This window comes from Variovorax sp. GrIS 2.14, assembly GCF_046115955.1.
Lineage (GTDB): Bacteria > Pseudomonadota > Gammaproteobacteria > Burkholderiales > Burkholderiaceae_C > Variovorax.
Map to the genome: position 1 here is coordinate 221,810 of NZ_JBJXIA010000001.1, position 26,059 is coordinate 247,868.

A 26,059-nucleotide genomic window follows, 5' to 3' on the forward strand; every position below is an offset into this window, starting at 1 on the left:
GACAGTGGCTCTTCAGGCGTCTTTCAAAGTCTCAGCGTTGGGAGCGCTGCGGTTGTAGCACCGCACTTCGTGGCCTTTTTTGTGGACGGTCAGCCCCACCCCGGTACCCATGACGCCGGTGCCGATGATCGCAATTTTCATTTCGTGCTTTCGTCTTGCGTGGCGAAGGCCCGCAGCGTGTCGATGAGCAGGAACCCTACCGTCGCGCCCGCATCCTGCAGGCCCAGCGATTGCTCCTGGAAGCAGGCGGCTTTGCCATGCTGAGCCACCATGGTGCGGGTCGCTTCTAGTGCTTGCGCCGCGACCTCGGTTGCCAGCGTCAGCGCATCCGGCAGCGGCGATTGCGTCTTTGCTGACGATTCGAGCGAGGCTGCAATCGGACCGAGCACATCGACCACCGTCTTGTCGCCCGGCTGCGCCTTGCCGCGTTGCGCCACGGCATCGTGATAGGCCCGCCAGAACACACTCCATTCGGCAGTGGAAAGCGTGAGGCACTCGCTCAGAGCCTTGCCGCCACTCATGAAACCGGTCGCGGTCAACGTGCCCATGGTCGATGGCGCTGCCTTGGCGATCGCCATACCGGCAAGCTGCAGTGTCTTGCCGATTGAATCGCCCGTGTTGGCCTGGACCGAGACGAAGGCAGCGGCAAAGGCCTTGTTCATCGTGATGCCCAAGTCGCTGTCGCCGACCTTTCCATCGAGCTCGATCAGGAATGCGCGTTGCTGGGCAAAAACGTCACGCAGGCGTTCGAACAGTCCGGCCAGATCGGTCTTTCCAATGCTCTGCATCATGCAAGCCTCACAACGGGTTCTGCATGAAGAATGGAGACTGCGCTGGCGCCGCAATCAGTCGCTTGAGTTCATCGTCCAAATAGAGCAGAGAGATCGATGCACCCGCCATTTCCATCGCGGTGGCGAACTCGCCTACGTAGGCGTGAAAGATTGAAACTCCGCGCTCTTTCAGAATCCCCGAGACTCGCCGAAAGAGGATGTACAACTCCTCCTTGGGCGTCGCTCCGAGACCGTTCACCAGCACGACGACTTCGTCGCCTTTGCCCAGAGGACGTTCAGCCAGGATGGGTCGCATCATCTCGTCGACCACCGCGTCGGCCGACAACAACGGGCCGCGCCGAATGCCTGGCTCGCCATGAATTCCCATACCGATTTCCATCTCCTCTTCACCGATGGAAAACGTCGCGTGGCCGACCTCCGGCACGATGCAGCTGCTCAGTGCCACGCCCATGGTGCGTGTATTGGCCTTGGCCTTTTCGGCAACGCGCTTGACTTCGTCCAAGGCCATGCCTTCGCTCGCTGCGGCGCCAGCTGCCTTGAACACGAAGAATGTGCCGGCAACACCACGCCGCTTGTGTTCCTGCCCTGGCGGCGAAGAAGCGACGTCGTCGTTGCCGACCACAGACAACACCCGAATATTTTCCATTTCGGCCATTTCGGTGGCCATGTCGAAGTTCAGGATATCGCCGGTGTAATTGCCGTAGATATAGAGCACACCGGCACCCTGATCGATGGCTTTGGTAACTTCGTACATCTGGTCGGCGCTCGGCGATTGGAAGACGCCGCCGACAGCGGCGCCGTCCAGCAGACCCGCGCCCACGAAGCCCAGGAACAACGGCAAGTGCCCCGAGCCACCGCCGGTCGCAAGGCCGACCTTGCCCTTGATACGCGGCTGCGTTGACACCAGGCATCGGCGGTCCTGCGCCACGAAGCCGACCTGCTTTGGGTGAGCGGTGTAGATGCCGTCGAGCATTTCGTCGACGAAGTCTTCGGCTTGGTTTAAAAACTTCTTCATATTCTTCTCCTTATGTTTTTCGTTCTTGCGCTTGGCACGGTCAACGCCGGCGGCGCACCACAAAGAACGCACCTGCAACCAGAATGAAGGCGCCGACAACGAGGCGTTGCCAAGTGCTCGGCACGCCCGCCATGATCAGTACGTTGTTGATGACCACGACCAGCACCACGCCCAGCACAGTGCCCGTAACTGTCCCGGTACCACCGGTGATGCGCGCACCGCCCAACACGACCGCGGCGATGACGTCGATCTCCATCCCGACCAGGTCGAACGGGTTGGCCATTCGGCTGCTGCAGACATGGATCATTCCCGCCACCCCGGCCAGAGCGCCGGTGTAGGCAAAGATGAAGAAGTGCACCGCGCGCAAGTTATAGCCCAGGCGCTCTGCCACGTCGCGACTGCCGCCAGTGGCAAAGATGGCGCGCCCCATGAGGGTCCGATTGAGGATCCACCAAGTGAGGCCGGCGGCTGCAGGCAACGCCAGGAAGAACGCCGGCAACATGGCTTTGGTGCCGCGTACGGAGACGAACTCGATCAAGGCGAGTTTGCCGAAATGGTCCATTTGATCGGGTAACGAAGCGACCCATGCCGTACCGATGAAGGTCAGAAGAAATCCTCTGAACAAGTACTGAGTGCCGATGGTGACGATGAGCGATGGCGCTTTGAGTTCGTGGACCAGGAAGCCGTTGATCAGGCCGAGCACGCCGCCGCCCAGCGCTGCGGCGGCGAACACCAGTATCAGTGGCGCGCTCGGGAAGTGCGTCACCACCAGTTGCGTGACCGAATACATCGAGAGTGCGGCGATTGCCGTGAAGGACACATCGATGCCACCCGCCGCCAAAATAACGAACACGCCCAGCGCAAACAGCCCGGTGACCACGCTCGAGCGTGCGAGGTCGAAAAGAGTCGCGGCCTGGAAGAAGTCCGGATTGGCAATCCCGACGAATGCACACAGACACACCAGCAGGAACAAGGTGAAAAGCTCGGGACGCCGGTCGAGGCGCAACCGCAACCGGATCGGCCACGGCAAGCGTGTCGGCGGAGCGACGATCACGATGTTGGCCGATGTCATGAAGCGGTCTCTTGTTGCGCAGCCACCATGGTGTCGTACAGGCTTTCCTCGTCGGCATCGGCGGCCGCAAATTCCCGCGCGACCTGGCCGTGACGCATCACCAGAATGCGGTCGCAGTTTTGCAGCAGTTCCGGGAGATCGTCGCTGATGACGATGAGCGCCATTCCTTTTTCGGCCAGCGCCTGGATGGCTTTGTAGATCGTGTCTTTGGAGCCGACGTCGACACCGACAGTCGGGCCGTGGAGCAGCAGCAGTTTGGGCTGGATCGTGAGCCATCGTCCGATCAGAACGCGTTGCTGGTTGCCGCCTGAAAGCGATTGCACCGGGAGATCGACACTCGGCGTCATGACGCGCAGCTCGGCGACCAGCCCTTCGGCAATCGATCGCGCCTTGGGTCTGTTGAGCAGCCCCAGGCGGTTTTTCAATCGGTCCAGGATCAGTGCGCTCATGTTGATCAGGATGGGCTTGTCCAGGAACAGTCCTTCAGCCAGTCGATCCTCCGGCACGTAACCGATCCCGTGTTCGATCGCGTCCGACGGTTGGTTCAATGCGACACGCGTTCCTTCCATGCTGATGGTGCCGGAAGTTGCACCGAGCACGCCGGCAATGGCCAATGCGAGCTCGTTTCGCCCGGAGTCCATCAATCCTGTAATGCCAAGCACTTCGCCGCGGGCCAATTGAAAACTCACGCCCCGAAAAGAGTCTCCATAACCAAGGTTATCGACTCTCAACAAAAGCTGCCCATCTGGACTGCCGCGCCGGTATCGGCTTCCGTCGATGACCTTGCCGGTCATCAGCTGGCCGAGCTCGGACTTCGAGTAGCTATGGACGGGCCCTTGGGCCACGCATTGCCCATCACGAAAAACGATTGCGTTGCCGCCAATTCGATAGCACTCGTCGAGCTTGTGGGTCACAAATAGAACCGCCACCCGTTCTCGCCGAAGTTCGTCCACCACGCGGATCAGGTTGTCCACTTCCTTTCGGGTCAGCGAGGTGGTGGGCTCGTCCATGATGACCAGCTTGGCCCGCGTGGCAATGGCGCGCGCGATGGCCAGGAGTTGCCGAACGGCCAGTGGCAAGTCGGCGACGATCGTGTCCAGAAACACGTCGTCCGTCGCCAGGTCGACCGAGGCGAGGGCGCGGCGCGCTGTCGATCGCATCGCATTGCGATCCAGACGCCGTGCCAGCCGGCCGCCGTAGCGCACCAATTGCTCCGACAAGGCCACATTTTCGGCGACCGTCATATTGGGTATCAGCGACAAGTCCTGATATACCGTTTCGATGCCCGCCGTCAGCGACTCGATCGGCGTCAGTGAGCTGAAAGCCGTGCCATCGAGCCAGATGACGCCTTCATCGGGCGGCTGCGCGCCCGAGATGATCTTGATCAGCGTGCTCTTGCCGCAGCCGTTTTCACCGAGCAGGTGATAAATCTCACCCCGTTCAATGCGAAGGTCGATGCCACGCAGTGCATGCACGCCCCCAAACCGTTTGTGGATGCCTTGTACTTTAAGAAATGCGGGCGCAGTCGCAACCTCGTCTGAGCTTTGCCGTGGTTCCATCGTCTGGCCCGCTTCGCTTCTACCGGATCAGAACAGGTAGTTCTTGTAAGTCACCTTGTCGGCAATGACCATGGCGTTACCGACGAGCAGTAATCCTGTTCCGGGTCCCTTGGTGACCGAGACTTTTTCGTAGCCTTTCACGCCAAGGTTGATGCCATCGGTCAGAGCCTTCTTTTCAAGCAGCATCTTGGCAACGGTGTTCATCGCGATGCCGGCATCTTTTGGATCCCAGAAGCCAATTGCCGTGATGGCGCCGGAGTCGAGCAATTTGGCAGAGGGGTTGGGCAGACCAGTCCCGACCAGGCAGACCTTGCCTTGCAGACCAGCCTCCTCGATCGCGCGTCCGATGCCGAGCACGTCGTTGCCCGCAGAGCTTTGGAAGCCGCGAATATCGGGGTGCTTGCGAAGGATCTCCTTGGCTTTCTCATAGGTCTTGTTGGCGTCGTCGAATGACTCGTTCTTGGCGTCGACCAGTGTCATGCCCGGGTAGCTCTTGGCATTCGCGGCCCCCGCATCGACCCACTGCAGATGGGTGCGGCTTCCCAGCGATCCGACAAACGATGTCCACTTGCCCTGCTTGCCCATGCAGTTGGCGAGCTTCTCGTTCAACGCGGTGCCGTAGGCGGCGTTGTCGAACGCTTCGATGTTGGCGTTGGTGTTCTTCTGGTTATCGGCTTCGTGAGTGACCACGACGATGCCGCGGTCCATGGCGCGCTTGAGCACGCCTTCGATGACGGCCGGGTCCATCGGCACCACGGCCAGCGCACTGACTTTTTTGGCGACCAGATCGTCGATGATCTTTAGCTGTTGTGCGGCGTCGGCCGTAGCGGGGCCGCTCTGGCTTGCCATGACCGTTGGGTTCGACGAGGCAAATTCCTTGACGCCTACGTCCATCCGGTTGAACCATGGAATCCCGCTGATCTTGACCACGGTCGCGATCACGGGCTTGTCTTGCGCGTTAAGCACGCCGACGGTGGCAACCAATGCCGCTCCGATGACGGAAGCCTTGAAAGAAATGCGTTTCATGCGAGTCTCCAATTTCTAAACCCTCAGGACAGATTCTTCGATGCAGGAGGGGTCTGCATCGAGGAGGTGACAGATCGAATCGGTCGTCTGAAAAGGCTGCCGATGTCGTAGCGGCTGATGGCGAGAAACGCCAGAAGCAGAGCGCCCCAGGCGCAGTCGCGAAAGAAGTTCGAAACGTCGGCAAAATTGAGCATGCTCGACAGCAATTGCAGCGCCGTCGCAGACAGGAAGAGGCAAGTCATCCGGCCATAGCCACCTTCCGGCTTCACGCCCGCCATGACGGTGATCAAAATCGCGATCAGCAGATACGACTGGCCGTAGTCCCACTTCACGTTGACGTTTCTCGAAGCGATCAGCACACCCGCGACTCCGGCAAGCACACCGCAAAGACCGTAGGTCGTGACGAGCAGGCGGGTCAGTCCGAACCCTGCGTACCGCGCCGCCTTGGGATTCGTGCCCATGAGAAACAAGCGGATGCCAAAGGGACTGAACTTCAGAACCGCGCCAACCGACACCATGACGGCGCAGAAGATGAGAAACGAAATCGGCACCCCGAAAACCAATCCGTTGCCGATTTCCATCAATGGACCGGCACTCCCGACCCTGACCGACGGCCCGCCCGACAAGACCACGGCCAGCCCGGTGAACACGAGTTGGGTACCCAGCGTGCACAGAATCGGAGTCAGGCCGATTCGTGCGATCAGAAGCCCGTTGACGATGCCGCCGACCAATCCGACCACGAGGGCGACCGCTGCAAAGGCTGCCGTGAAGAGCATCGGGGCGTCATCGGCTGAGACCAGCGGCGACACCAACAACGCCGAAGTGACGCCAGCCAGATTGGCCAACGAGATGCCCGACAGATCGATGCCGCCGTTGCCGGAGCTCATTGCCAGCATCACGCCCATTGCGAGCAAGCCGAGCTCGGGCAACTGACCGGCCATCGACTGAAGGTTGTACGGATCGATGAAAGCCCCGCGCGACATGACGGCTCCGGCCAGCAACACAACGAGGTTGATGCCGACGAGGAACAGCAGTTGCGGATCGCGCTTGGCACTCACTTTGCTAAAACCTATTGACGTTTAGTTAATATCCTAGGATGTCGAGCTACGTCAAGAATCGGTAAAAACCCTTGTGAATTACCAATGGAGATGCTCAAACTATCAGCCGACTGAAAACACAGTCAATTGGAAAATTGGTGAGAAGAGTTAGTTGATAACGGGGTCGTTCAGCTACTATTTACTAAAACAAAGTTGTGTTCGCGAGAAGTCGCGGACACGGAAAGTACCGATCGCATGACCCCGACCATCAAAGACATTGCCCTGTCTGCACATGTTTCACCGGCCACCGTATCGCTCGTCCTGAACGGCAAAGGTGCAATCTCGGACGAGACCCGCGCGAAAGTTTTGGTGGCTGCGGCAGGGCTGAACTACATGCCGAAACCGGCCAAAGCCGCGAAGGCGGGTCACGTCGGCACCTTGCGTTTTTTAAAGATCGCCAAGCACGGCCACACCGTGAACCGCGACCACAACACCTTTATCTCCGACTACATCGATGGCATGTCCCAACACGCGACCGAACGTGGCTTCAAGCTGGAGGTCGTGAGCCATGAGGGCCAGCCGATCAAGGACGTCGTGGCCTCGCTTGCGGGCGCAAACCTGAGTGGCGTCGTGGTGTTGGGCACGGAGTTGACGCAAGGGGATATTCAGCTATTTCAGGCCACAGAGATTCCGCTCGTCGTCATCGACACCTTCTATGACGTGCTCGAGTGCAATTTCGTCAACATGAACAACAAGGACGCGGTCTACAAGATCCTGTCGCACTTCGTGGAGCGTGGGTTCCGGCGAATCGGCTTCATTGCAAGCAATGTCAAGACGATCAATTTTCATTTGCGCCGCGAAGCATTCGTGGAGGGTATGAAAGCGTTCGGCCTCAAGTTCAGTCCGCGCGATATCGTCACGGTCGATTCGACCTACGAGGGCGCCTACCAAGACATGTTGCGAAAGCTGCAGGACGGCCTGACGGTTCCGGAGTGCTACTTCTGCACCAACGACATCATTGCGTACGGGTGCATCAAGGCATTGCGCGAGTTCGACATCCGGATTCCCCAGGACCTTTCCCTGATCGGCTTCGACAACCTGCCGATGAGCGCAACCATGGACCCGCCGTTGACGACCATCGACGTGTCCAAGCAAAAGATCGGCTATCTCGCCATCACGCTGCTCGCCGAGCAAACCCGGTCTCAGATGAACAATCCTGCCGTCAAGATACTGGTCGGCGCCGACCTGATCGTCCGGGGGAGCGTGCTGCTTAAGGCGGTTGATCCCGTAACGGTCGCAGCACGGGTGAAAGCCGCATTGGCGGCCTGACCTAAGCCCGCATCAAAGCCTCGATCTCGTCCCCGTTCACAGGCACGCCGCGCGAGATTAATTCGCAGCCCGTCGCGGTGACGATCGCATCGTCCTCGATGCGGATGCCGATGTTGTGGAAGCGCTCGGGCACGCCTTCGCCCGGCCGCACGTAGATGCCGGGCTCGATGGTCAGCACCATGCCCGGATGCAGGATGCGGCTCGGCCGGTTCTTGATGATTTCGTTCGACAGCGGGTCTTTGCGTTCGCTCACTTCGCCGACCTGCGTGGGTTCGACGTAGCTGCCGCTGTCGTGCACGTCCATGCCGAGCCAGTGGCTGGTGCGGTGCATGTAGAACGGAAAGTAGGCACGCTTTTCGATCACGTCGTCGACGCTGCCGACCTTGTTGGCGTCGAGCAGGCCGACATCGAGCATGCCTTGCGCGAGCACCTTCACTGTCGCCTCGTGCGGGTCGTTGAAGCGGTTGCCGGCTTTGGTTGCGGCAACGGCCGCGTCCTGGCTGGCCAGGACCAGGTCGTACAGCGCGCGCTGCGGGCCGGTGAATTTGCCGTTGGCCGGAAAGGTGCGGGTGATGTCGCTGGCATAGCTGTCGAGTTCGCAGCCGGCGTCGATGAGGACGAGGTCGCCGGCATGCACGGGCGCCACGTCGGCGCGGTAGTGCAGCACGCAGGCGTTGGCGCCGGCGGCCACGATCGAGCCGTACGCCGGGTACTGCGAACCGCTAAGCCGGAACTCGTGCAACAGCTCGGCGTCGAGGTGGTATTCGCGCACCTCCTTGCCTTCGCGCAACATGCGGGCACTGAGCTGCATCGCGCGGATGTGCGCACGCGCGCTGATCTGCGCGGCGCGGCGCATCACGTCCTGCTCATGCGCATCCTTGACCAGTCGCATTTCGTCGAGCGGGCCACACAGATCGCGTTGTTCTTCGGGGCACAGCGCGCCGAATCGGACACGGGCGCGCACCGACTGCAGCCAGCCGTCGACTCGGGTTTCGAGTCCTTTGTGCGTCGCGAACGGATACCAGACCGTCGATTTGTTTTCGAGCAGCTTGGGCAGCTTGGCGTCGAGATCGGTGACCGAAAAAGCCTCGTCGATGCCGAGCGCGGACGGCGCGGCGTCGGGGCCGAGGCGAAAGCCGTCCCAGATCTCGCGCTCCAGGTCTTTGGGCGCGCTGAACAGCGTGGCACGACCGTCGCCAGCCAGCAGCAGCCAGCCGTTGGGTTCGGTGAAACCGGTCAAATAATAAAAGTAGCTGTCGTGCCGAAACAGAAAGTCGCTGTCGCGGTTGCGCTGGCGTTCAGGTGCGGTCGGGATGATGGCGATGCCGTCGCGGCCGAGTTGGGCGGCAAGGCGGGCGCGGCGGCCGGCGTAGATCGAGGTGTCTGTCATGGCGTGTCTTTCGTCATCTCGTGTGGTCGTCAGCGGTTCAACCCGGCGGTGCAATTCAGCGGTTCAAAACAGCGAGTCGCTCGGGCGTGCCTACGTCGGCCCAGGGTCCGGTGTAGAGCTCTGCGCTCGCTTGGTCATTGTCCATCGCGGCACGCAGGATCGGGGCCAGCGGGGCTTTGATGCCGGCCGGATTCCCGGCGGGGATGCCGCAGTACGGTGGTGCGAAGAGTGCGGCCCGATAGAGGGCGATGGTAGAGAAGGTGTACGCAGCGTCGGGGGCGATGGCTCGATTCAACGCTCGGCCGTCGGGGGCGATGCCGAAGTCGCCCTTCGGGTTGTGTGCGGGATTCGGCACGAGCCACAGATGCGCGAGCTTCCCGCTGGCGACGAACCGATCGAAGGCCTGCCGGGTGAACGCGAACTCTGGCGCGAAGACGTCGCCCGCGGCCACCCAGAAGACATCGCCGAGAAGCGGCAGCGCACGAACGATGCCGCCGGCTGTTTCGAGCGCGCCGCCGAAGTCGTGGCCCTCGTCGGAGTACGCGATCGATGCGGTGCCGACAGCGTCGAACAACGACTGTGATCCGAAGCGGCGTGCAATCTGTTCGCCAAGCCAGTCGGTGTTGACCACCATGTCGCCGAACCCCCCGCGCGTCAGCGCTTCCATTGGCCATTGCATCAGCGGCTTGCCATGCACCTCGAGCAGCGGCTTGGGTGTGTGATCGGTCAAAGGCCGCATGCGCTCACCACGGCCGGCTGCCAGGATCATGGCCGCCGCTCTGGGCGCAGCGTTCGCCTTCGGGATATCGGTTTTCGCGTTCACGAGGAAAGGGCCATTACTTCGCCGCGCTGCAGTGCGTGGCGTTCGACATGGCGCGGCGCCATCAAGGTGACCAGCGCGTTCAGCAGCGCGTGCGCCTTGGTCGAATGATCGCCGCCGAAATTGCAGACGTAGACGTCGAGCGTCACGGCGCGTTGCTCGGGCCAGGTATGAAGGCACAAGTGCGATTCGGCCAGGAGCAGTGTGGCAGTCACGCCGCCCGGGCCGTGCTCGGTGGCAGGAAAGGTGTGGAACAGCCGGGCCACGCACTGCAGCCCCGCCGCTTCGACGGCCTCGACGCATGCCGCCCCCAATGCTTCGGCGTCGAGCAGCCAGTGCGCGGTGCACTGGCAATCGTGGAGGTCGGCGGTGAGGTGCATGCCCTGCATGGGCTTGAATGTAGCGCGCCTATGCGTCTTTAAGACCGCCCGACGAGATTGGAAGTTTGCGTACGCGCTGTCCGGTCGCCGCATACACCGCGTTTGCAAGCGCTGGAGCCAAGGCTGCCGTGCCCGGCTCACCGAGGCCACCGGGGGCTTCTGTGCTGGGCACGATGTAGACCTCCACGACCGGCGCTTCGCTCATGCGGAGCACCCGGTAGTTATGGAAGTTGCTTTGCAGCACGCGGCCCTTGTCGAGCGTAATTTCACCCCACAGCGCGGCGCTGATCCCGAACATCACACCGCCCTGGATTTGCGCCTGGACCGTGTCGGGGTTGACCACCTGACCGCAGTCGACCGCACAGACCACACGATGCACGAACACCTCGCCGTCTTTGTCGACCGAGGCTTCCACGACCTGCGACATATACGAGCCAAATGCGAACTGCACCGACACGCCGCGTCCCACACGCCGGCCTTCGATGGACTTCATCGGCTGGCCCCAGCCTGCCTTGCTGGCAGCCAGTTGCAGCACGGCCTTTTCGCGCGGCGATTTGCTCAGCAGATCGACTCGGTATTGCACGGGGTCCTTGCCCGCCTTCGCCGCCAATTCGTCGATGAAGCTCTCGACGACAAAGATGTTGTGCGTCGGCCCCACTCCGCGCCAGAACGCCGTCGGAATTCCAGGCGGTTCGTGGCGCACGTAATCGACATGCACATTCGGAATCGTGTAGGGCAGATCCTTGGCGCCTTCCACCGCGTCGGGGTCAACGCCGTTGACCACGGCAGGCGGCGCGAAACGCGCCATGATCGATGAGCCGGTGACCCGATGCGTCCACGCAGTGGGCTGGCCCTTGTCATCGAGCGAGGCCGACAAGCGGTCGTAGTAGTAAGGGCGGTACATGTCGTGCTGGACATCTTCCTCACGGCTCCAGACGAACTTCACCGGACCATCGATCTGCTTGGCGAACATCACCGCCTGCACCACCGAGTCCACTTCCAGGCGACGCCCAAAGCCTCCCCCGATCAGGTGGTTGTGGATTTGCACCTTGTCCAGAGGCAACCCCGACACCTTGGACGCTGCGCCCTCGGCGAACGTCGGCACCTGGGTTCCACACCAGATCTGACAGCTGTCCTTTTTCAGGTCGACCGTGATGTTGATCGGCTCCATCGGCGCATGGGCCAGAAACGGCAATTCATAGATCGCCTCGATCTTGTTCGCGCTGGCCGCCACGGTGGCGGCTGCATTGCCGTCGTTGCGGGCCACGGCACCAGCGACCATCGATGCGGCAGCCATCTGCTTGTTCAGCTCGGCGCTCGACAAATCGGCATTGGGCCCATCGGTCCACGTCGGTGCGAGTGCGGCCAGACCTTGCTTGGCAGCCCACATGTGGTCGCCGACCACCGCCACCGCGTTGTCGATCTTCACGATCTGACGCACGCCCTTGACCGCCAGTGCCTTCGCATCGTCGGTGGTTGCCAGCTTGCCGCCGAACACCGGCGAAGCCGCGACGGTCGCCACCCGGAGACCTTTCATTTGCACGTCGATGCCGAACCGCGCCGTACCGTTGATCTTGCCGGTGGTGTCCAGCCGATGGTGTGCCTTGCCGATCAGCTTGAAATCTTTGGCGTCCTTGAGTTTGACGTTGGTCGGCACAGGCAGCGTGGCTGCCTTGTCAACCAGTTGGCCGTAGTTGAGTTTGCGCCCGCTGCCCGCGTGCGTGACCACGCCGTTGCTTGCGGAGCAAGTGGATTCGTCGACCTTCCAGCTTTGCGCGGCGGCACTGATCAGCATCAGCCGAACGGTCGCGCCAGCCGTGCGCAGGGGCACATAGGCACCGCGCACCGATGTCGAACCGCCCGTGACCTGACCGCCCAACAGGGGGTCACTGTAGAGTTGTCCGTTCGGCGCGGCTTGTTCCAGCTTGACCTTGTCGATGTCCACTTCCAGCTCCTCGGCCAGCAGCATCGGCATGGAAGTGAAGGTGCCCTGTCCCATTTCGACCTTGTGCATGACGAAGGTCACGACACCCGTGCGGTCGATCCGGATGAAACCGTTAGGGGCAAAGCCTGTGCTTTCGGACGCGGCCTCGGCGACGCTCATAAAGGCGGGCAGCACGAAGGTCGCCAACAGCCCACCACCGGTGGCAGCGCCAACCTTCATGAACGAGCGGCGGGAAGGCCCTGCGCTGGGCTCGACACTTGGTGACGCATCGACGGTGTGGGCGGACGACATAGCCTGCAAGGCGTTGAGGGAGGTCATGACTCAGACTCCCTTCACCGCGACGACCGGAATACCGGCTGCATGTCGGATGGCCGCCTTGATTCGCGGGTAGGTACCGCAGCGGCAAATGTTGCCACTCATGGCGGCATCGATGTCCGCATCGCTCGGCTTGGCGTTGGTCGTGAGCAGCGAGGTGGCCGACATGATCTGGCCCGACTGGCAGTACCCGCACTGCACCACGTCCAACTCGCGCCAGGCGGCTTGTATCCGCTTGCCCACGGCGCTCTGGTCGATGGCTTCGATGGTCGTGATCTTTTTACCGACCACTTGAGACACAGGCGTGACGCATGAGCGTGTCGGTTGACCGTCGACATGGACAGTGCATGCACCGCACAGCGCCATGCCGCATCCAAACTTGGTGCCGGTAAGACCCACGACGTCGCGCACGGCCCATAACAGCGGCATGTCGTCCGTCACATCGAGCTGGTGAGGTTTTCCGTTGATGGTCAAACTGATCATTGGGATTGTTTTTTCTTTAGTGGGAGTCAGAAGTACGGAGCTCGAACTGCGCGCTCGAAACCGCCGGTGCGAGACTGTAGCGCTGCCTTCGATTCTTCACCGGCGGACGGATCGTTGCGCCCCCTTTCGGGCGACAACTTAAAATCCGGACTTTCTCCACACTCTCCCCGAAAGCCCCCCGACATGGCCAACAAAGCCCTGATGGCCAACGCGATTCGCGCGTTGGCAATGGACGCCGTCCAACAAGCCAACTCGGGGCACCCGGGCGCGCCCATGGGCATGGCCGACATGGCGGTCGCGTTGTGGAGCGAGCACCTGCGCTACAACCCGGCCAATCCGCACTGGTTCGACCGCGATCGCTTCGTGCTGTCGAACGGCCACGCGTCGATGATGTTGTATTCGGTGCTGCACCTGACCGGCTACGACCTCCCGATGTCGGAGATCAAGAACTTCCGGCAGCTGCACAGCAAGACGCCCGGTCATCCGGAAATCGACGTCACGCCGGGCGTTGAAACCACCACCGGACCGCTGGGCCAGGGCATTACCAACGCGGTCGGCATGGCGCTGGCTGAAAAGCTGCTCGCGGCCGAGTTCAACCGCACGGGCCACACCATCGTCGACCATCACACCTACGCCTTCCTGGGCGACGGTTGCATGATGGAAGGCATCAGCCACGAAGCCGCCGGTCTCGCCGGTGCCTGGCGGCTCGGCAAGCTGATCGCGCTGTACGACGACAACGGCATCAGCATCGACGGCCAGGTCAAGCCCTGGTTCATCGACAACACGCGCGAGCGTTTCGAGGCGCATGGCTGGAACGTCATCGGCCCACTCGACGGCAACGACGAGAAGGACGTGTCCAAGGCCATTGCCAAGGCAAAGAAGAACGGCGCTGACGACAACAAGCCCACGCTGATCATCTGCAAGACGATCATCGGCAAGGGCAGCCCGCACCGCCAGGGCACCGCCAAGGCGCATGGTGAGGCGCTCGGCGCCGAAGAGATCAAGCTCACGCGCGAGGCCCTTCACTGGCCCTACCCTGCGTTCGAGATTCCCAAAGAGGTCTACGACGATTGGAACCACAAGGCGGCTGGCGCCGAAGTCGAAGCCGACTGGAACAACCGCTTCGTCGCCTACGCCGCGGCGTTCCCGGCGCTGGCATCGGAGTTCACCCGCCGCATGAAAGGCGAGCTGCCGAAGGACTTCAACCAGACCGCCTTCGACACCGTCGTCGCTGCGCACACCAAGGCCGAGACCGTGGCCAGCCGCAAGGCCAGCCAGCTCGCGCTCGAATCGTTCACAGCGGCGCTGCCCGAAATGCTCGGCGGCAGCGCCGACCTGACCGGATCCAACCTCACGAACACGAAGAGCACACCGCCGCTGCGCTTCGACCCGAAGACCGGTGCCGTGGTGCTCGGCGCGATTCCGCAGCCCGCCAAGCAGGGTGCCGAAGACGAAGCCAAGCCCGCCAGCTCGGCAGACAGCGTCGTCGCCGTTGCGTCCGCCGAGCCGTTGAACATCATCGGTCGCCACATCAACTACGGGGTGCGCGAGTTCGGCATGGCCGCAGTCATGAACGGCGTCACCGCGCACGGCGGCTACATCCCTTACGGCGGCACCTTCCTCACGTTCAGCGACTACAGCCGCAACGCGATTCGCATGGCCGCGCTGATGAAGCGCCGCGTGATCCACGTCTTCACGCATGACTCCATCGGTCTCGGCGAAGACGGCCCGACGCACCAGTCGATCGAACACGCATGGTCGCTGCGCCTGATCCCCAACCTCGACGTCTGGCGTCCGGGCGACACGGCCGAAACCGCGGTCGCATGGGCCGTTGCGCTGCAGAACGCCACGCGCCCGACGGCCCTGTTGCTGAGCCGCCAGAACATCGCCTACGCACCCAAGACCGACCTCGGCGACATCAGCCGCGGTGCTTACGTGGTGTCCGAGCCGGAAGCGGTCGGCATGAAGAACAAGAAGACCGCCGCGGTCATCATCGCGACCGGCTCCGAAGTGCAACTCGCGCTGGCCGCGCAGAAACTGCTCGCTGCAAAGAAGATCGCAGTGCGCGTCGTGTCGATGCCTTCGACCACCACCTTCGACCGCCAAGACGTCGCTTACAAGAAGGACGTGCTGCCGAAGAAGCTGCCGCGCATCGCCGTCGAAATGGGCGTGACCGCCGGCTGGTGGAAGTACGGGTGCGCGGCCGTGGTCGGCATCGACACCTTCGGCGAATCGGCGCCTGCGCCCGAGCTTTTCAAGTACTTCGGCTTCACGGCGGAGAACGTTGCAGCCACGGTAGAGGCGGTTCTCAAGCGCTGAGCCTGGCGCAGTCGAGAACCAAAGAACACAGTCGTTTTTTCAACCTTCAGGAGCAAGTCAACATGGCCATCAAACTCGGCATCAACGGCTTCGGCCGCATCGGTCGCAACGTGCTGCGCGCAGCGGTGCAGAATTTCAGAAACGAGATCGAGATCGTCGCCATCAACGACTTGCTCGAGCCCGACTATCTGGCCTACATGCTGCAGTACGACTCGGTGCACGGCCGGTTCCAGGGCGAGATCGCGGTCGACGGCAACACGCTTATCGTCAACGGCAAGAAGATCCGCCTGACGCAAGAGCGCGACCCGGCCAACCTGAAGTGGAGCGACGTCGGCGCCGACATCGTGCTCGAATCGACTGGCCTGTTCCTCACCAAGGAAACGTGTCAGAAGCACATCGACGCGGGTGCCAAGAAGGTCATCATGTCGGCGCCCTGCAAGGACGACACGCCGATGTTCGTCTATGGCGTCAATGACAAGAAGTACGCGGGCGAAGCCATCATCAGCAACGCCAGCTGCACCACCAACGCACTGGCCCCGCTGGCCAAGGTGCTGAACGACAAGTGGGGCATCAAGCGCGGCCTGATGACCACGGTGCACGCCACCACAGCGACGCAGAAGACGGTCGACGGCCCAAGCAACAAGGACTGGCGCGGCGGCCGCGGCATCTTGGAAAACATCATTCCTTCGAGCACCGGCGCCGCCAAGGCGGTGGGCGTGGTGATCCCCGAGCTCAACAAGAAGCTGACGGGCATGAGCTTTCGCGTGCCGACCTCCGACGTGTCGGTGGTCGACTTGACGGTCGAGCTGATCAAGGAAGCGACTTACAAGGAAATCTGCGCCGAGATGAAGGCGCAGAGCGAAGGCGCCCTGAAAGGCGTGCTGGGCTACACCGAAGACAAGGTCGTCGCGACCGACTTCCGTGGCGACCCGCGCACCTCGATCTTCGACGCCGACGCCGGCCTGGCGCTCGACAGCACCTTCGTCAAGCTGGTGAGCTGGTACGACAACGAATGGGGCTATTCGAACAAATGCTTGGAGATGGTGAAGGTCGTCTCCAAGTAAAAACACGCGCGGACCGGCGACCGCGAAAGCGAAGCCGCTCCTCGCAAGCCAGCGCACCCTTCGGGGTCTGCTGGCTTTTTTTGCGCCCGGCTCGCCCGCTCGGTTCAGTTCAGCTCAGTTGGGTGTGTTGCGCCGCGCTTCGTCATGCTGCCGTTGCAGGCGCGCGACCTGGCATTGCGGGTGGCTGGCAAAGACCGGATCGGCACACACGTTGTTGACGCAGATGGCACGCGAGAAGAAGTTCAGCTCCGCGCATTGCACTGTCGGGTCGCGCCCCGAAACCCGTGCCGGCGATGGCGCTGAAGTGCGCGCAGCCGTGGTCTTCTCGGGCGGTGTCGAAGCCACCCAGGGCGTGTCCGGCGCTGCCCGCTCCGGGGGTCTGGACAACAGCGCGATCGCGGCGTCGGCTGCGGCAAGCGCTGCGGTGTCGCGTTCGCTGCGCTGGCTCGGCACGGCGGCTGGTGAGGCAGCCAGCTTTGCTGTCTCCTTTGCACCGCCACCGCCACCGTTCGCCATGGCCGCCTGGGCCGTACCAACCGATGCGCCGGCGCGAATGCGCGCCGCTGCCGACTGCCCGAGGTACCACATAAGCCCTATGGCGAGCACCAGCGCCAGCACGAGTCCACTCGTCAACGAAAGGCCGATCGGCGTCACACGGATCTTCGATTTGCGATGGGTCGAAAGCGCCGATTCGGCGGGCGGTCGTTGTGATACGCGCCCGCGATTCGAGCCGTTGGCACCGGTCTGCGCCAGCCGACCGCTCAAGCTCGCAGGCGCTGTCGCGCGGCCGGGCACCGCGTAGAACGCCGGCAGCTTGCCACTGCAGCCGTGACAGTACTGGGCCGCGTCCCGATTCGACGTTCCGCACGTTTCGCAAACCACAGCCATCCGGAAATTCCTCGCCGCGCGTACCGTACGCCTAACGATTGTCTTCGGTAGCCGTCCATGCTGCGTCGGATCTTGGCTACAAAAGTACTCAGCATGGACCGACTGCCGCACGCCGCCAAACCGATGGCCGAGACAGCGGCCAGCGCAATCTGCGCAGCAGCCAGCGCATCAAAGCCGGCGATCGAAACCGCCCCGCCGAGCCCCAGCACGACCAGGGCGTCGACTCCGGTAGCTGCGAGCCTGCGTTCTCCCGGTGAGAGGCGGCGCAAACGATGCTCGCCGCCGGCTTCGGTGCGGGCGACCCACGCCACGCTCCATGCGCCGCCATGCACCAGCGCCAGCCACCACCCCGCCGCTGCGCCCGGTGCGAGGGCCCAAGCGGTCCCGCCAAGCACCAGCAGCCCGGCACAGCAGGCGGGCGCTCTGGCGGTGACCGGCACGTGACCCCACTTAAAGAGTACGGCCGGACCGAACATGGCGGCAAGGTGCAGACCCAGCACGACCTCGGGCGACACACCGGTGCCACGACACCAGCCGACCATCAGCGGCAGGCTGCACATCATCGGCAGCATGACGAGCGACGCCGCCTTCACCGGCCAGCGCGGTGATGAACCGAAGGCACCGTGCGCCCACACCGGCCGTGAGCCATTGAGCAGTGCGCTGCGGCCTCTGCTCGATGCGACGGCGCCACGTGGCATGAGCGCGGCGAGGAGCAGCGCAGCGATCAGCGCGCCGTTCGCCAGACGGGCGCCCATGGCGTTCACAGCCGTCGGATCACCGATGCACCAGAGTGCCAGCGCCGCGCCCATGGCGCCTGCTACGACGGGCGACGCCTGCTGCGGCCTGTCCGGCCCGCGGCAGGCTCGGACCGTGGCCGACGCCAATGCAAAGAGCAGCGCCCAGCTTATCGCTGCAGCGATGACGACGCCCATGCCTCCCCCCTGCAATGCGACGTGGAGCGCTGACGCTGCGGACAGCGCGGCGGCGAACAGCAGCACAACGGCCAGCCATCGTTGCGGCGGAAATCGGCGCAGCGCTTCAGTGAACAAGCCGATCGACAGCAGCCATACCGCGAGCACTGCGAAGGCCTGCAGAGGCCCAGACGTCAGCGTCTGCGCCACGGTTCCGAGGCCGATCCAGCCCGTCAGCAAAATGGTCCAGGCGAGTGCTCGGGCCGTGTGCAGACGTGCTGTCGCCCCATCGACGCGCGCGAAAGTGGAGGCGGGAGCCATCATGGCGTGTGCCGGTGCGAATCCAGCGAGGTGTCAGTCGGTCGTCGCCAGCGCTGCCGGCCAGCGCAGACCGTGCCCGGTGCGCTCGACGAAGCGCGCGATGTCTTCCGGCGTGTCGATGTCAACGCGGTAGCGCTGGTTGTCGGTGTCGAACCAGAGCACGCGCTCGGGGTTGGCGTCGCGCCAGCGACGGCATGCGGCATCGACGTCGCCGGCCAGCCATTGTTCTCGCAGCTCGGCCTCGAAGATCACCGGGTTGCCGGGCTCGCCCGCCACGCGCGGTACCACCATCGACGCGTCGCCGCGTTTCTTGAAGGCGCCGATCAGCGCGGTGATGTCCTGTGCATTGATCATCGGCTGGTCCGCCAGCGCGACGATGACGGCATCGAGTTTGCCGGCGAGCGCCTGCAGGCCGATTCGTACCGAAGAGGCCTGACCATCGTCGGGGGAAGGATTGCGCGCGAGCGTCACCGGGAAGTCGCGCACCGAGGCTTCGATCGCATCCGCGTGGTGGCCGAGCACGACGACCACCTCGTCGACGCCGGCGCCCGACAGCGCGATCAGTTGCCGCCGGATCAGCGGCACGCCGCCCAGTTCGAGCAACGACTTGGGTCGCCCGCCGAGCCGGCTGCCCGAGCCGGCCGCCAGCAGCACCGCGCCGACCACCACGCGCGAATAGAGCCCGCCACCGCCTTTGAGGATGCAGCCCATGTCAGCCTCCTCCGCAGCAGGAGGCCTTGGCCGGCACTGCGCCCGGTGCAACGGCCGCAACCGTCGGAACCGCAGCGGAAAGCACTTCCACCGCTGCTCGTGCGGCGCCCCGCCGGTTCGACACCACTGCGGCCAGTACCGACAGTGCGATCTCTTCAGCCGTCGAAGCCGATATCGGATAACCGGCCGGCGCGACGATGGCGGCCACCGCCTCGGCATCGGCTCCCGCGGTGATCAGCGAGTCTTTCAGCACCTGTGCCTTGCGCGCACTCGCGACAAACGACACCTGCCGGGCATTCAGCGAAAGCGCCAGGCCCAGCGCCTGCAAATCGCGCCGCCCCTGCGTCGCGATCACGACCCACGCATCCGCACCGACTTGCGGTGCCACCGTGGCGGCGTCGTCACGATCGATCACGCGGTATGCATCCGGATAGTCGGCCACCTTCGCGCCTTGCGCCACCAGCGTCACCGCGAAGCCGACACGCGGCGCAAGCTGCACCAGGCTGGCAGCGACCGGCGAGCTGCCGATGACGACCATTTCGGCGCGCGGCAACAGCGGGTCGACGAACAGCTCCAGCGTGCCGCCCGAGTGGCACGCCATGCCGAACTCGAGCACGTCGCCGAGGTCGCGTTCGTGGCCTTCTTCGGCCGGCGCGATGCGGATCATGCGGGCGCGGCCGTCCTGCAAGGCTTGCCGCACGGTGCGGATGACGGCCGGTTGCGCACAGCCGCCGCCGACCCATCCGTGCATCTCGCCATCGGCGGTGACGATGGCCTTGTCGCCGACGTGCGCCGATGCCGGCGCCAGGGCCTTGACCACGCTGACCAGCGCGCAGGGTGTGCCGGTCTGCCGCATCCGGCGCGCTGCTTCGAAGACGGTGTCTGCATTGCTCATGTCGAATTCCTCGGTTGTCTCTTTGGGTGCGTCGATGCCGATGGCCTATGCCGTCAGCGCAGATGATGTGAAAGGTCTGCCAGGTCGCGCAGGCTGTTGAGCCGGGAGAAGCCTTCGACCAGCCCGTGCTGCGCGGCCACCATTTCCATTGCCGCCGAAGCCGGCTGCGCTTCCGACGGATGAAACCAGTGCACCCGCGCGCCACGTGCGCGCACACGCGCCAACTCCTGGGCCAGCCGCTCGGGCGCATCGGCATCGAAGCCATCCGACAGCACCCACACCCGCGCGTTGCGCGTGAGTTGCGCGCGTGCATGTACCGCGTGGAAGTCGGAGAAGCTGGTCGCGATACGCGTGCCGCCGCCGAAACCCGCGGTGACGGCGTTGACCTTTTCCTGTACTGCGGCCGAGTCGCTGCGCAACAGCGGCGTGACCTCCGCAAGGCGTGTGTGGAACACGAATACGCGGGCGTTCAGGGTCGAGACGAAGGCACGTGCGATGCGCAGAAAGAGTTGCGCGTGCGTTTCCATCGAACGGCTGACGTCGACCAGGATGAAGAGGCGCGGCCATTCGCGGCGCGGCGCACGCCAGACCGGGTGCACCGGCAAGCCGCCGGTGCGCAAGCTCGCACGCAAGGTGCGGCGCATGTCGAGCCGGCGGCCGTGCGTATCGTCGTGCCAGCGGCGCGTCAGGCGCTTGCGCAACCGGCGCGCGATCTGCTCGGCCAGGCGCTGCAGCAGCGCAAGGTCTTGCGGTTGCCACTGCGACAGACTGCGGTCGTGCAAGGCATCGGTGCGCGTCGCGCCGCCCTGAGCACGTTGCAACGCCCCGTCATCGTCGATGGCCAGCGGCACATCGAGTGCGGTGTCTGCGCTGCGGGGGCGCGACGAAGGCACGCCGCCGTCCATGCTGTCGTGCAGGCTCTGCACCACTTGCTGCAGATTGCGGCTCGGCCGGGTTTGCCCGCCGACCTTGGCGCGCCCTTTGACACGTTGTGGATACCAGTAGCTTTCGAACAGATCAGGCCAGCGCTTCCAGTCGCGCGCGTCGTGACAGGCGATGGCACGCCATGCCGGATCGAGCCTGGCCGCGCGCTCGACCGGCAGTCGCAACGCCGCCTGTACGAAAGCCTGCTGCTCGCCAATGCCGACTTTCATGCCGTGGTCGCGCAGCAGCGCCGCAAAGCCGGCGATGCTTTCGAGGGGGCGCGCGAGCGTGGTCATGCGAAGGTCAAGCGGACGTCGACGTCGAAGAAGAAGCGACATCGGCCGTCGGCTGCGGCGCCTTCTCGGCCACGCCCACCGTGCGTCGTCCTTCGATGAGGTGCCGCACGCGGTCTTCGCCCATCTGGAAGCGGTCTTCGCGTGTCTTGATGAGACACGCCAGCGTGGCGGTGAGCGCATGCGGATCGTCGGGCAGCGCCTTGAACGACAGCCGGTGCAGCGCCCGGACCCAGTCGAGCGTTTCGGCGACGCCCGGCGTCTTGCCCAGGTCTTCGCGGCGCAGGCGCTGCACGAAGGCCACCGCCTGTTCGATCAGCGCGCCTTCGGCGTGCGGCAAGGTCGCGCGCACGATGGCGATTTCGCGCGCCAGCGTCGGATAGTCGAGGTAGTGATACAGGCAGCGGCGCCGCAACGCATCGGACAACTCGCGCGTGCCGTTGCTGGTCAACACCACCTGCGGAATGTGTTTGGCATGCAACGTGCCGAGCTCGGGCACGGTGATCTGGTAGTCGGCCAGCACCTCGAGCAGGAAGGCCTCGAAGGCTTCATCGGCGCGATCGATTTCGTCGATCAGCAGCACGCATGGCTGCTCGCTGGAAATGGCCTGGAGCAAGGGGCGCTCCAGCAGGTAGTCGCGCGCGAAAAGGTCGGCTTCCTTTAAGCCTTGCGCGCCCGCCGGATGTGACTCGCTCAACCGGATCGCCATCAGCTGGCGGCCGTAATTCCATTCGTACGCAGCCTGCGAGAGGTCGAGGCCTTCATGGCATTGCAGCCGCACCAATCCGTGTCCGCGCGCCTTTGCCAACGCGCTGGCCAGCGCGGTTTTTCCGACACCGGCATCGCCCTCGATCAGCAGCGGTCGCTGCAACTCGCCGGCCAGCCACAGCGTCGTCACCAAGCCTTCGTCGGCGATGTAGCCGGCGCGGTAGAGCGACTCTCGCAGTTCGGCTTCGCTCGTCATAGGCTCAGGCGCGCTTGCCGCCGAACAGGCCCGAGAACCAGCCCTTGACCAGATGCCAGAAGATCGCCAGCGCGTTGATCTCGTTGGCCTTGGCGGGCGCTGCAGGAACGAAGGGTGTCGCGGTTGGCGCGGGTGAAATCGCGGGGGCCGCGGCAGTCATCGCTGCCGTCTGCGCTGGCTCTGTTGCTGCTTCTGTCGCTGTCGCAACACCCTCCATGGGCAGCGCCGCCGCCGCCACCCGAAAGTTGTCGACGAACTGCCCTAGCAGCATGTCCGACACCTGCACCATCAGCCGCCCGCCGAACTGCGCGAACTTCCCGTTGACGATCACTTCGGCATGGCCCACCAGCACCGATGTCGCGGGCGTGTCGCCGGGCTCGATGGTGGCCGTGAGGTTCATCGATGCCGACGAGCCGCCGCGGTCGGCGCCCTTGCCGAGCAATTGCAAGGTCATGGCAGCTGCGTCGAGTGCCAGCACTTCGATGTCGCCGGCAAAGGCGGCGCTGGCCGGACCCACCTTCACCTTCACGCTGCCCTTGTAGTGCGTATCGTCGAGCTTGTCGGTGATGGCCGCACCGGGCATGCAGCCCGCGGTGGCCGGCACGTCGCTGAGGACCTTCCAGGCGCGCGCGCTATCGACGTCGAGCGGATAGCGTTTGTCGAGTTTGACTTCCATCTTGGTGTTCGATTCGGCACGCGCCCGTCAGAGCGCGACACCGCTTTCCTTGAGTTGTTGCCAGACGCGGTAGGCGCTGTGCGGCATGACCATGTGCTTGACGCCGAGGTGCGCGAAGGCATCGACCACCGCAGAAGTGAAGGTCGGGATCGATCCCACGTGCGGCGATTCGGCGACGCCCTTGGCGCCCAGCGGATGGTGCGGCGACGGCGTCACGGTGAAGTCGGTTTCCCACTTCGGCGTCTCGACGGCGGTCGGCAAAAAGTAATCCATCAACGTGTTGCCCAGCAGGTTGCCCTGCGCATCGAACGGCATCTGCTGGCCCATCGCGACGGCATAGCCTTCGGTCAGGCCGCCGTGGATCTGGCCCTCGATGATCATCGGGTTGATGCGCGTGCCGCAGTCGTCCAGCGCGTAGAAGCGACGCACTTTCGTCTCGCCGGTGCCGCGGTCGATGTCGACCACGCACAGGTAGACGCCGAAGGGAAACGTGAAGTTGGGTGGGTCGTAGTAATGCACCGCCTCCAGCCCAGGTTCGAGTCCCGGTGGCGCCTGGTGATAGGCGGCCCAGGCGATGTCTTTCATCGACTTGAAGCGCGTGTCGTCGCCCTTGACCTTGAAGCGATCGATCTCCCAGTCGAGATCGTTCTCGCCGACTTCGAGCAGGTGCGCGGCGATCTTGCGCGCCTTGGCGTGGATCTTTCGGGAGGCCAGTGCAATGGCCGCACCGGCTACCGGTGTCGAGCGCGAGCCGTAGGTGCCGAGACCGTACGGCGCCGTGCTGGTGTCGCCTTCTTCGATCTGGATAATTTCCGACGGAATGCCCAACTCGGTCGCGATGATCTGCGCATACGTGGTCTGGTGACCCTGCCCCTGCGAGATGGTGCCCATGCGTGCGATGGCGCTGCCGGTCGGATGGATGCGGATCTCGCAACTGTCGAACATGCCGACGCCCAGGATGTCGCACATCTTGCTCGGGCCTGCACCCACCACTTCGGTGAAGGCGACCAGGCCGATGCCCATCAAGGTCGGGCAGTTCGGGTCGGCGCGCTTGGCCGCCTGTTCGGCCCGCAGGCCCTTGTAGTCGACAGCGGCGAGCACCTTGTCGAGCGCGGGCTGGTAGTCGCCCGAGTCGTATTCGAAGCCGAAGGCCGAGGTGTACGGAAACTGCTCTTTCCGGATGAAGTTTCTCGCACGGATCTCGGCTTTATCGATGCCCAGCTTCTGCGCCAGGATGTCGACCATGCGCTCGATCACGTACACCGCCTCGGTCACGCGGAACGAGCAGCGGTAGCTCACGCCGCCGGGCGCCTTGTTGGTGTAGACGCCCTTCACGCTGCACCAAGCGGCCGGGATGTCGTAGGAGCCCGAGCAGATGTGGAACATGCCGGCCGGGTACTTGGTCGGGTCGGCGCAGGCGTCGAAGGCGCCGTGGTCGGCAATCACGTTCACGCGCAGCCCGAGGATCTTGCCGTCGGCGGTGGCGGCGATCTCGCCGTCCATGTGATAGTCCCGCGCAAAGGCGGTGCTCGAGATGTTCTCGATCCGGTCTTCGATCCATTTGACCGGTTTGCCCAGCACGATGCTCGCGACGATCGCGCACACATACCCGGGATAGATGCCCACCTTGTTGCCGAAGCCGCCGCCAATGTCGGGCGACACGATGCGGACTTTCGATTCCGGAATGCCCGACAGCAGCGACACCACGGTGCGCACCACGTGCGGCGCCTGCGAGGTGATGTAGGTGGTGAGCTCACCGCGGATCGGATCGAACGAGGCGACGCAACCGCAGGTTTCGAGCGGGCACGGATGCACGCGCGGATAGAAGATGCGCTCTTTGACCGTCACCGGTGCGTTGTCGAACGCGGCGTCGGCGGCAGCCTTGTCGCCGGCCTCCCAGGTGAAGATGTGATTGGGATGGTCGCGCTTGCCGTGCGCGCCTTCGGTCTTGCCGGCTAGGTCTTCGCGCAGCACCGGCGCGTCGGGCTCAAGGGCCGCGAAGGGGTCGAGCACCACCGGCAGTTCGTCGTATTCGACGATCACCGCCTCGACACCATCGGCCGCCGCATAGCGATCTTCGGCGACGACGACGGCCACTTCCTGCATCTGGAAGTGCACCTTCTCGTCTGCCAGCACCGCTTGCACGTCGCCGGCGAGCGTCGGCATCCAGTGCAGCTTGAGCGGTTTCAGGTCTTCGGCCGTCAACACCGCGATCACGCCGGGGATCTTCAGCGCTTCGCTCTTGTCGATGCGCTTGATGCGCGCATGCGCCACCGGCGAGCGCACGATGGCCATGTGCAGCATGCCGGGCATCTTGATGTCGTCGACATAGTTGCCCTTGCCTTGAATGAAGCGCGCGTCTTCCTTGCGCAGACGGCTGTCGCCCAGCCCTTGCAAGGCGGCCGAACGCTCCAGCAATTTGGGATCGATCGGTGCGTTCATGCGGCCGCCTTTTCGGTTTGTTGGAGCTTGGCCGCCGCATACATCACGGCCTTCACGATGTTCTGGTAGCCGGTGCAGCGGCACAGGTTGCCGCCGATGCCGGCGCGCACTTCGTCTTCGCTCGGATTCGGGTTCTCTTGCAGGAAGCGGTAGGAACGCATCAGCATGCCCGGCGTGCAGAAGCCGCATTGCAGGCCATGCTCCTTGTAGAAGCCCTCCTGCACAGCGTGCAGCAGCGGACCTTTGGCGAGCCCTTCGACTGTCAGTACCTCGGCGCCGTCGCACTGGATCGCCAGGTGCGTGCAGCTCTTGACCGACTCGCCATCGAGGTCGACCGTGCAGGCGCCGCAGTGGCTGGTTTCGCAGCCGATGTGCGCACCGGTCAGATGGCACTCTTCGCGCAGAAAGTGAATGAGCAGCGTGCGCGGCTCGACCGCTTTTTCAAGCCGTTTGCCGTTCACGCTGACGTTGATGATTTGCTTGCCCATG

At 63.7% G+C, this 26,059-nt stretch carries 24 protein-coding genes; 3 read left to right on the forward strand and 21 right to left on the reverse strand.

Annotated elements, in window-relative coordinates:
* Window positions 1–12: 12 nt before the first annotated feature.
* Genes RCH10_RS01055 through RCH10_RS01085 form a run of 7 tightly spaced genes read right to left on the reverse strand, consistent with a single transcriptional unit; the run spans window position 13 to window position 6,521 of the window.
* A complete protein-coding gene (locus RCH10_RS01055) occupies window positions 13–141 on the reverse strand; it encodes an NAD(P)-binding domain-containing protein (RefSeq protein WP_409050909.1) in 129 nt (42 codons plus the stop codon).
* Window positions 138–791: a dihydroxyacetone kinase subunit L gene (locus RCH10_RS01060; protein ID WP_409050910.1), complete on the reverse strand. Its 654-nt coding sequence runs from the start codon at window positions 789–791 to the stop codon at window positions 138–140. Before RCH10_RS01060 ends, RCH10_RS01055 begins: the two co-directional genes overlap by 4 nt.
* Window positions 792–798: 7 nt before the next feature.
* Entirely contained in the window at window positions 799–1,806 is a 1,008-nt protein-coding gene (locus tag RCH10_RS01065; RefSeq protein ID WP_187053708.1) for a dihydroxyacetone kinase subunit DhaK, read from the reverse strand.
* Between the two features lie 40 nt (window positions 1,807–1,846).
* Window positions 1,847–2,878: an ABC transporter permease gene (locus RCH10_RS01070; RefSeq protein ID WP_409050911.1), complete on the reverse strand. Its 1,032-nt coding sequence runs from the start codon at window positions 2,876–2,878 to the stop codon at window positions 1,847–1,849.
* A complete protein-coding gene (locus RCH10_RS01075; RefSeq protein ID WP_409050912.1) occupies window positions 2,875–4,437 on the reverse strand; it encodes a sugar ABC transporter ATP-binding protein in 1,563 nt (520 codons plus the stop codon). Before RCH10_RS01075 ends, RCH10_RS01070 begins: the two co-directional genes overlap by 4 nt.
* Window positions 4,438–4,464: 27 nt before the next feature.
* On the reverse strand, window positions 4,465–5,463 hold the full coding sequence (locus tag RCH10_RS01080; RefSeq protein WP_409050913.1) for a substrate-binding domain-containing protein: 999 nt from the start codon (window positions 5,461–5,463) through the stop codon (window positions 4,465–4,467).
* 23 nt (window positions 5,464–5,486) lie between these two features.
* Window positions 5,487–6,521 carry an ABC transporter permease gene (locus tag RCH10_RS01085; RefSeq protein WP_409050914.1) on the reverse strand — a complete coding sequence of 345 codons (1,035 nt, stop codon included), beginning with the start codon at window positions 6,519–6,521 and terminating at the stop codon, window positions 5,487–5,489.
* Window positions 6,522–6,755: 234 nt separating this feature from the next.
* On the opposite strand from RCH10_RS01085, the gene RCH10_RS01090 reads away from it, so the two are divergent.
* The gene (locus tag RCH10_RS01090; protein ID WP_409050915.1) at window positions 6,756–7,829 is read left to right on the forward strand and encodes a LacI family DNA-binding transcriptional regulator; all 1,074 of its coding nucleotides are present in this window, start codon (window positions 6,756–6,758) and stop codon (window positions 7,827–7,829) included.
* A gap of 1 nt (window position 7,830) precedes the next feature.
* On the opposite strand, the gene RCH10_RS01095 is transcribed toward RCH10_RS01090, so the two are convergent.
* Genes RCH10_RS01095 through RCH10_RS01115 form a run of 5 tightly spaced genes read right to left on the reverse strand, consistent with a single transcriptional unit; the run spans window position 7,831 to window position 13,162 of the window.
* Window positions 7,831–9,219, reverse strand: a complete 1,389-nt coding sequence (locus tag RCH10_RS01095) for an aminopeptidase P N-terminal domain-containing protein (protein ID WP_409050916.1) — start codon at window positions 9,217–9,219, stop codon at window positions 7,831–7,833.
* Window positions 9,220–9,274: 55 nt separating this feature from the next.
* Entirely contained in the window at window positions 9,275–9,988 is a 714-nt protein-coding gene (locus RCH10_RS01100; protein WP_409051317.1) for a nucleotidyltransferase family protein, read from the reverse strand.
* Between the two features lie 50 nt (window positions 9,989–10,038).
* A complete protein-coding gene (gene speD / locus RCH10_RS01105) occupies window positions 10,039–10,428 on the reverse strand; it encodes an adenosylmethionine decarboxylase (RefSeq protein ID WP_409050917.1) in 390 nt (129 codons plus the stop codon).
* Window positions 10,429–10,447: 19 nt separating this feature from the next.
* Complete coding sequence (locus RCH10_RS01110; protein ID WP_409050918.1) at window positions 10,448–12,682, reverse strand: molybdopterin cofactor-binding domain-containing protein; 2,235 nt, start codon at window positions 12,680–12,682, stop codon at window positions 10,448–10,450.
* 3 nt (window positions 12,683–12,685) lie between these two features.
* Window positions 12,686–13,162, reverse strand: coding sequence for a (2Fe-2S)-binding protein (locus RCH10_RS01115; RefSeq protein ID WP_323496720.1), 477 nt, complete (start codon window positions 13,160–13,162; stop codon window positions 12,686–12,688).
* Between the two features lie 183 nt (window positions 13,163–13,345).
* Here RCH10_RS01115 and RCH10_RS01120 point away from each other — a divergent pair, with 183 nt between their 5' ends.
* Window positions 13,346–15,481 (forward strand): transketolase family protein, encoded by a 2,136-nt coding sequence (locus RCH10_RS01120; RefSeq protein WP_409050919.1) that lies wholly within the window; start codon window positions 13,346–13,348, stop codon window positions 15,479–15,481.
* A gap of 62 nt (window positions 15,482–15,543) precedes the next feature.
* Window positions 15,544–16,545 carry a type I glyceraldehyde-3-phosphate dehydrogenase gene (gap, locus tag RCH10_RS01125; RefSeq protein WP_323496718.1) on the forward strand — a complete coding sequence of 334 codons (1,002 nt, stop codon included), beginning with the start codon at window positions 15,544–15,546 and terminating at the stop codon, window positions 16,543–16,545.
* 114 nt (window positions 16,546–16,659) lie between these two features.
* Here gap and RCH10_RS01130 read toward each other — a convergent pair whose 3' ends face one another.
* The 9 genes from RCH10_RS01130 to RCH10_RS01170 all read right to left on the reverse strand — a co-directional run bounded on the left by RCH10_RS01130 (window position 16,660) and on the right by RCH10_RS01170 (window position 26,058).
* The gene (locus tag RCH10_RS01130) at window positions 16,660–17,199 is read right to left on the reverse strand and encodes a hypothetical protein (RefSeq protein WP_409050920.1); all 540 of its coding nucleotides are present in this window, start codon (window positions 17,197–17,199) and stop codon (window positions 16,660–16,662) included.
* 107 nt (window positions 17,200–17,306) lie between these two features.
* Window positions 17,307–18,668: a hypothetical protein gene (locus RCH10_RS01135; protein ID WP_409050921.1), complete on the reverse strand. Its 1,362-nt coding sequence runs from the start codon at window positions 18,666–18,668 to the stop codon at window positions 17,307–17,309.
* Window positions 18,669–18,698: 30 nt separating this feature from the next.
* Window positions 18,699–19,376: an NTP transferase domain-containing protein gene (locus RCH10_RS01140; RefSeq protein WP_409050922.1), complete on the reverse strand. Its 678-nt coding sequence runs from the start codon at window positions 19,374–19,376 to the stop codon at window positions 18,699–18,701.
* Window position 19,377: 1 nt separating this feature from the next.
* Complete coding sequence (locus RCH10_RS01145) at window positions 19,378–20,271, reverse strand: XdhC family protein (protein ID WP_323500413.1); 894 nt, start codon at window positions 20,269–20,271, stop codon at window positions 19,378–19,380.
* Between the two features lie 53 nt (window positions 20,272–20,324).
* Window positions 20,325–21,491 carry a VWA domain-containing protein gene (locus RCH10_RS01150; RefSeq protein WP_409050923.1) on the reverse strand — a complete coding sequence of 389 codons (1,167 nt, stop codon included), beginning with the start codon at window positions 21,489–21,491 and terminating at the stop codon, window positions 20,325–20,327.
* 7 nt (window positions 21,492–21,498) lie between these two features.
* On the reverse strand, window positions 21,499–22,452 hold the full coding sequence (locus tag RCH10_RS01155; RefSeq protein ID WP_409050924.1) for an AAA family ATPase: 954 nt from the start codon (window positions 22,450–22,452) through the stop codon (window positions 21,499–21,501).
* A gap of 4 nt (window positions 22,453–22,456) precedes the next feature.
* On the reverse strand, window positions 22,457–23,128 hold the full coding sequence (locus tag RCH10_RS01160) for an SRPBCC family protein (protein ID WP_409050925.1): 672 nt from the start codon (window positions 23,126–23,128) through the stop codon (window positions 22,457–22,459).
* A gap of 27 nt (window positions 23,129–23,155) precedes the next feature.
* Complete coding sequence (locus RCH10_RS01165; RefSeq protein ID WP_323498349.1) at window positions 23,156–25,570, reverse strand: aerobic carbon-monoxide dehydrogenase large subunit; 2,415 nt, start codon at window positions 25,568–25,570, stop codon at window positions 23,156–23,158.
* Window positions 25,567–26,058, reverse strand: coding sequence for a (2Fe-2S)-binding protein (locus tag RCH10_RS01170; RefSeq protein WP_409050926.1), 492 nt, complete (start codon window positions 26,056–26,058; stop codon window positions 25,567–25,569). Before RCH10_RS01170 ends, RCH10_RS01165 begins: the two co-directional genes overlap by 4 nt.
* Between the last annotated feature and the right edge of the window lies 1 nt (window position 26,059).

Coding starts and splice junctions, on each gene's coding strand:
- RCH10_RS01055 (WP_409050909.1), bottom strand. CDS start 141: ATGAAAATTGCGATCATCGGCACCGGCGTCATGGGTACCGGGGTGGGG.
- RCH10_RS01060 (WP_409050910.1), bottom strand. CDS start 791: ATGATGCAGAGCATTGGAAAGACCGATCTGGCCGGACTGTTCGAACGC.
- RCH10_RS01065 (WP_187053708.1), bottom strand. CDS start 1,806: ATGAAGAAGTTTTTAAACCAAGCCGAAGACTTCGTCGACGAAATGCTC.
- RCH10_RS01070 (WP_409050911.1), bottom strand. CDS start 2,878: ATGACATCGGCCAACATCGTGATCGTCGCTCCGCCGACACGCTTGCCG.
- RCH10_RS01075 (WP_409050912.1), bottom strand. CDS start 4,437: ATGGAACCACGGCAAAGCTCAGACGAGGTTGCGACTGCGCCCGCATTT.
- RCH10_RS01080 (WP_409050913.1), bottom strand. CDS start 5,463: ATGAAACGCATTTCTTTCAAGGCTTCCGTCATCGGAGCGGCATTGGTT.
- RCH10_RS01090 (WP_409050915.1), top strand. CDS start 6,756: ATGACCCCGACCATCAAAGACATTGCCCTGTCTGCACATGTTTCACCG.
- RCH10_RS01095 (WP_409050916.1), bottom strand. CDS start 9,219: ATGACAGACACCTCGATCTACGCCGGCCGCCGCGCCCGCCTTGCCGCC.
- RCH10_RS01100 (WP_409051317.1), bottom strand. CDS start 9,988: ATGATCCTGGCAGCCGGCCGTGGTGAGCGCATGCGGCCTTTGACCGAT.
- speD (WP_409050917.1), bottom strand. CDS start 10,428: ATGCAGGGCATGCACCTCACCGCCGACCTCCACGATTGCCAGTGCACC.
- RCH10_RS01110 (WP_409050918.1), bottom strand. CDS start 12,682: ATGACCTCCCTCAACGCCTTGCAGGCTATGTCGTCCGCCCACACCGTC.
- RCH10_RS01115 (WP_323496720.1), bottom strand. CDS start 13,162: ATGATCAGTTTGACCATCAACGGAAAACCTCACCAGCTCGATGTGACG.
- RCH10_RS01120 (WP_409050919.1), top strand. CDS start 13,346: ATGGCCAACAAAGCCCTGATGGCCAACGCGATTCGCGCGTTGGCAATG.
- gap (WP_323496718.1), top strand. CDS start 15,544: ATGGCCATCAAACTCGGCATCAACGGCTTCGGCCGCATCGGTCGCAAC.
- RCH10_RS01135 (WP_409050921.1), bottom strand. CDS start 18,668: ATGATGGCTCCCGCCTCCACTTTCGCGCGCGTCGATGGGGCGACAGCA.
- RCH10_RS01140 (WP_409050922.1), bottom strand. CDS start 19,376: ATGGGCTGCATCCTCAAAGGCGGTGGCGGGCTCTATTCGCGCGTGGTG.
- RCH10_RS01145 (WP_323500413.1), bottom strand. CDS start 20,271: ATGAGCAATGCAGACACCGTCTTCGAAGCAGCGCGCCGGATGCGGCAG.
- RCH10_RS01150 (WP_409050923.1), bottom strand. CDS start 21,491: ATGACCACGCTCGCGCGCCCCCTCGAAAGCATCGCCGGCTTTGCGGCG.
- RCH10_RS01155 (WP_409050924.1), bottom strand. CDS start 22,452: ATGACGAGCGAAGCCGAACTGCGAGAGTCGCTCTACCGCGCCGGCTAC.
- RCH10_RS01160 (WP_409050925.1), bottom strand. CDS start 23,128: ATGGAAGTCAAACTCGACAAACGCTATCCGCTCGACGTCGATAGCGCG.
- RCH10_RS01165 (WP_323498349.1), bottom strand. CDS start 25,570: ATGAACGCACCGATCGATCCCAAATTGCTGGAGCGTTCGGCCGCCTTG.
- RCH10_RS01170 (WP_409050926.1), bottom strand. CDS start 26,058: ATGGGCAAGCAAATCATCAACGTCAGCGTGAACGGCAAACGGCTTGAA.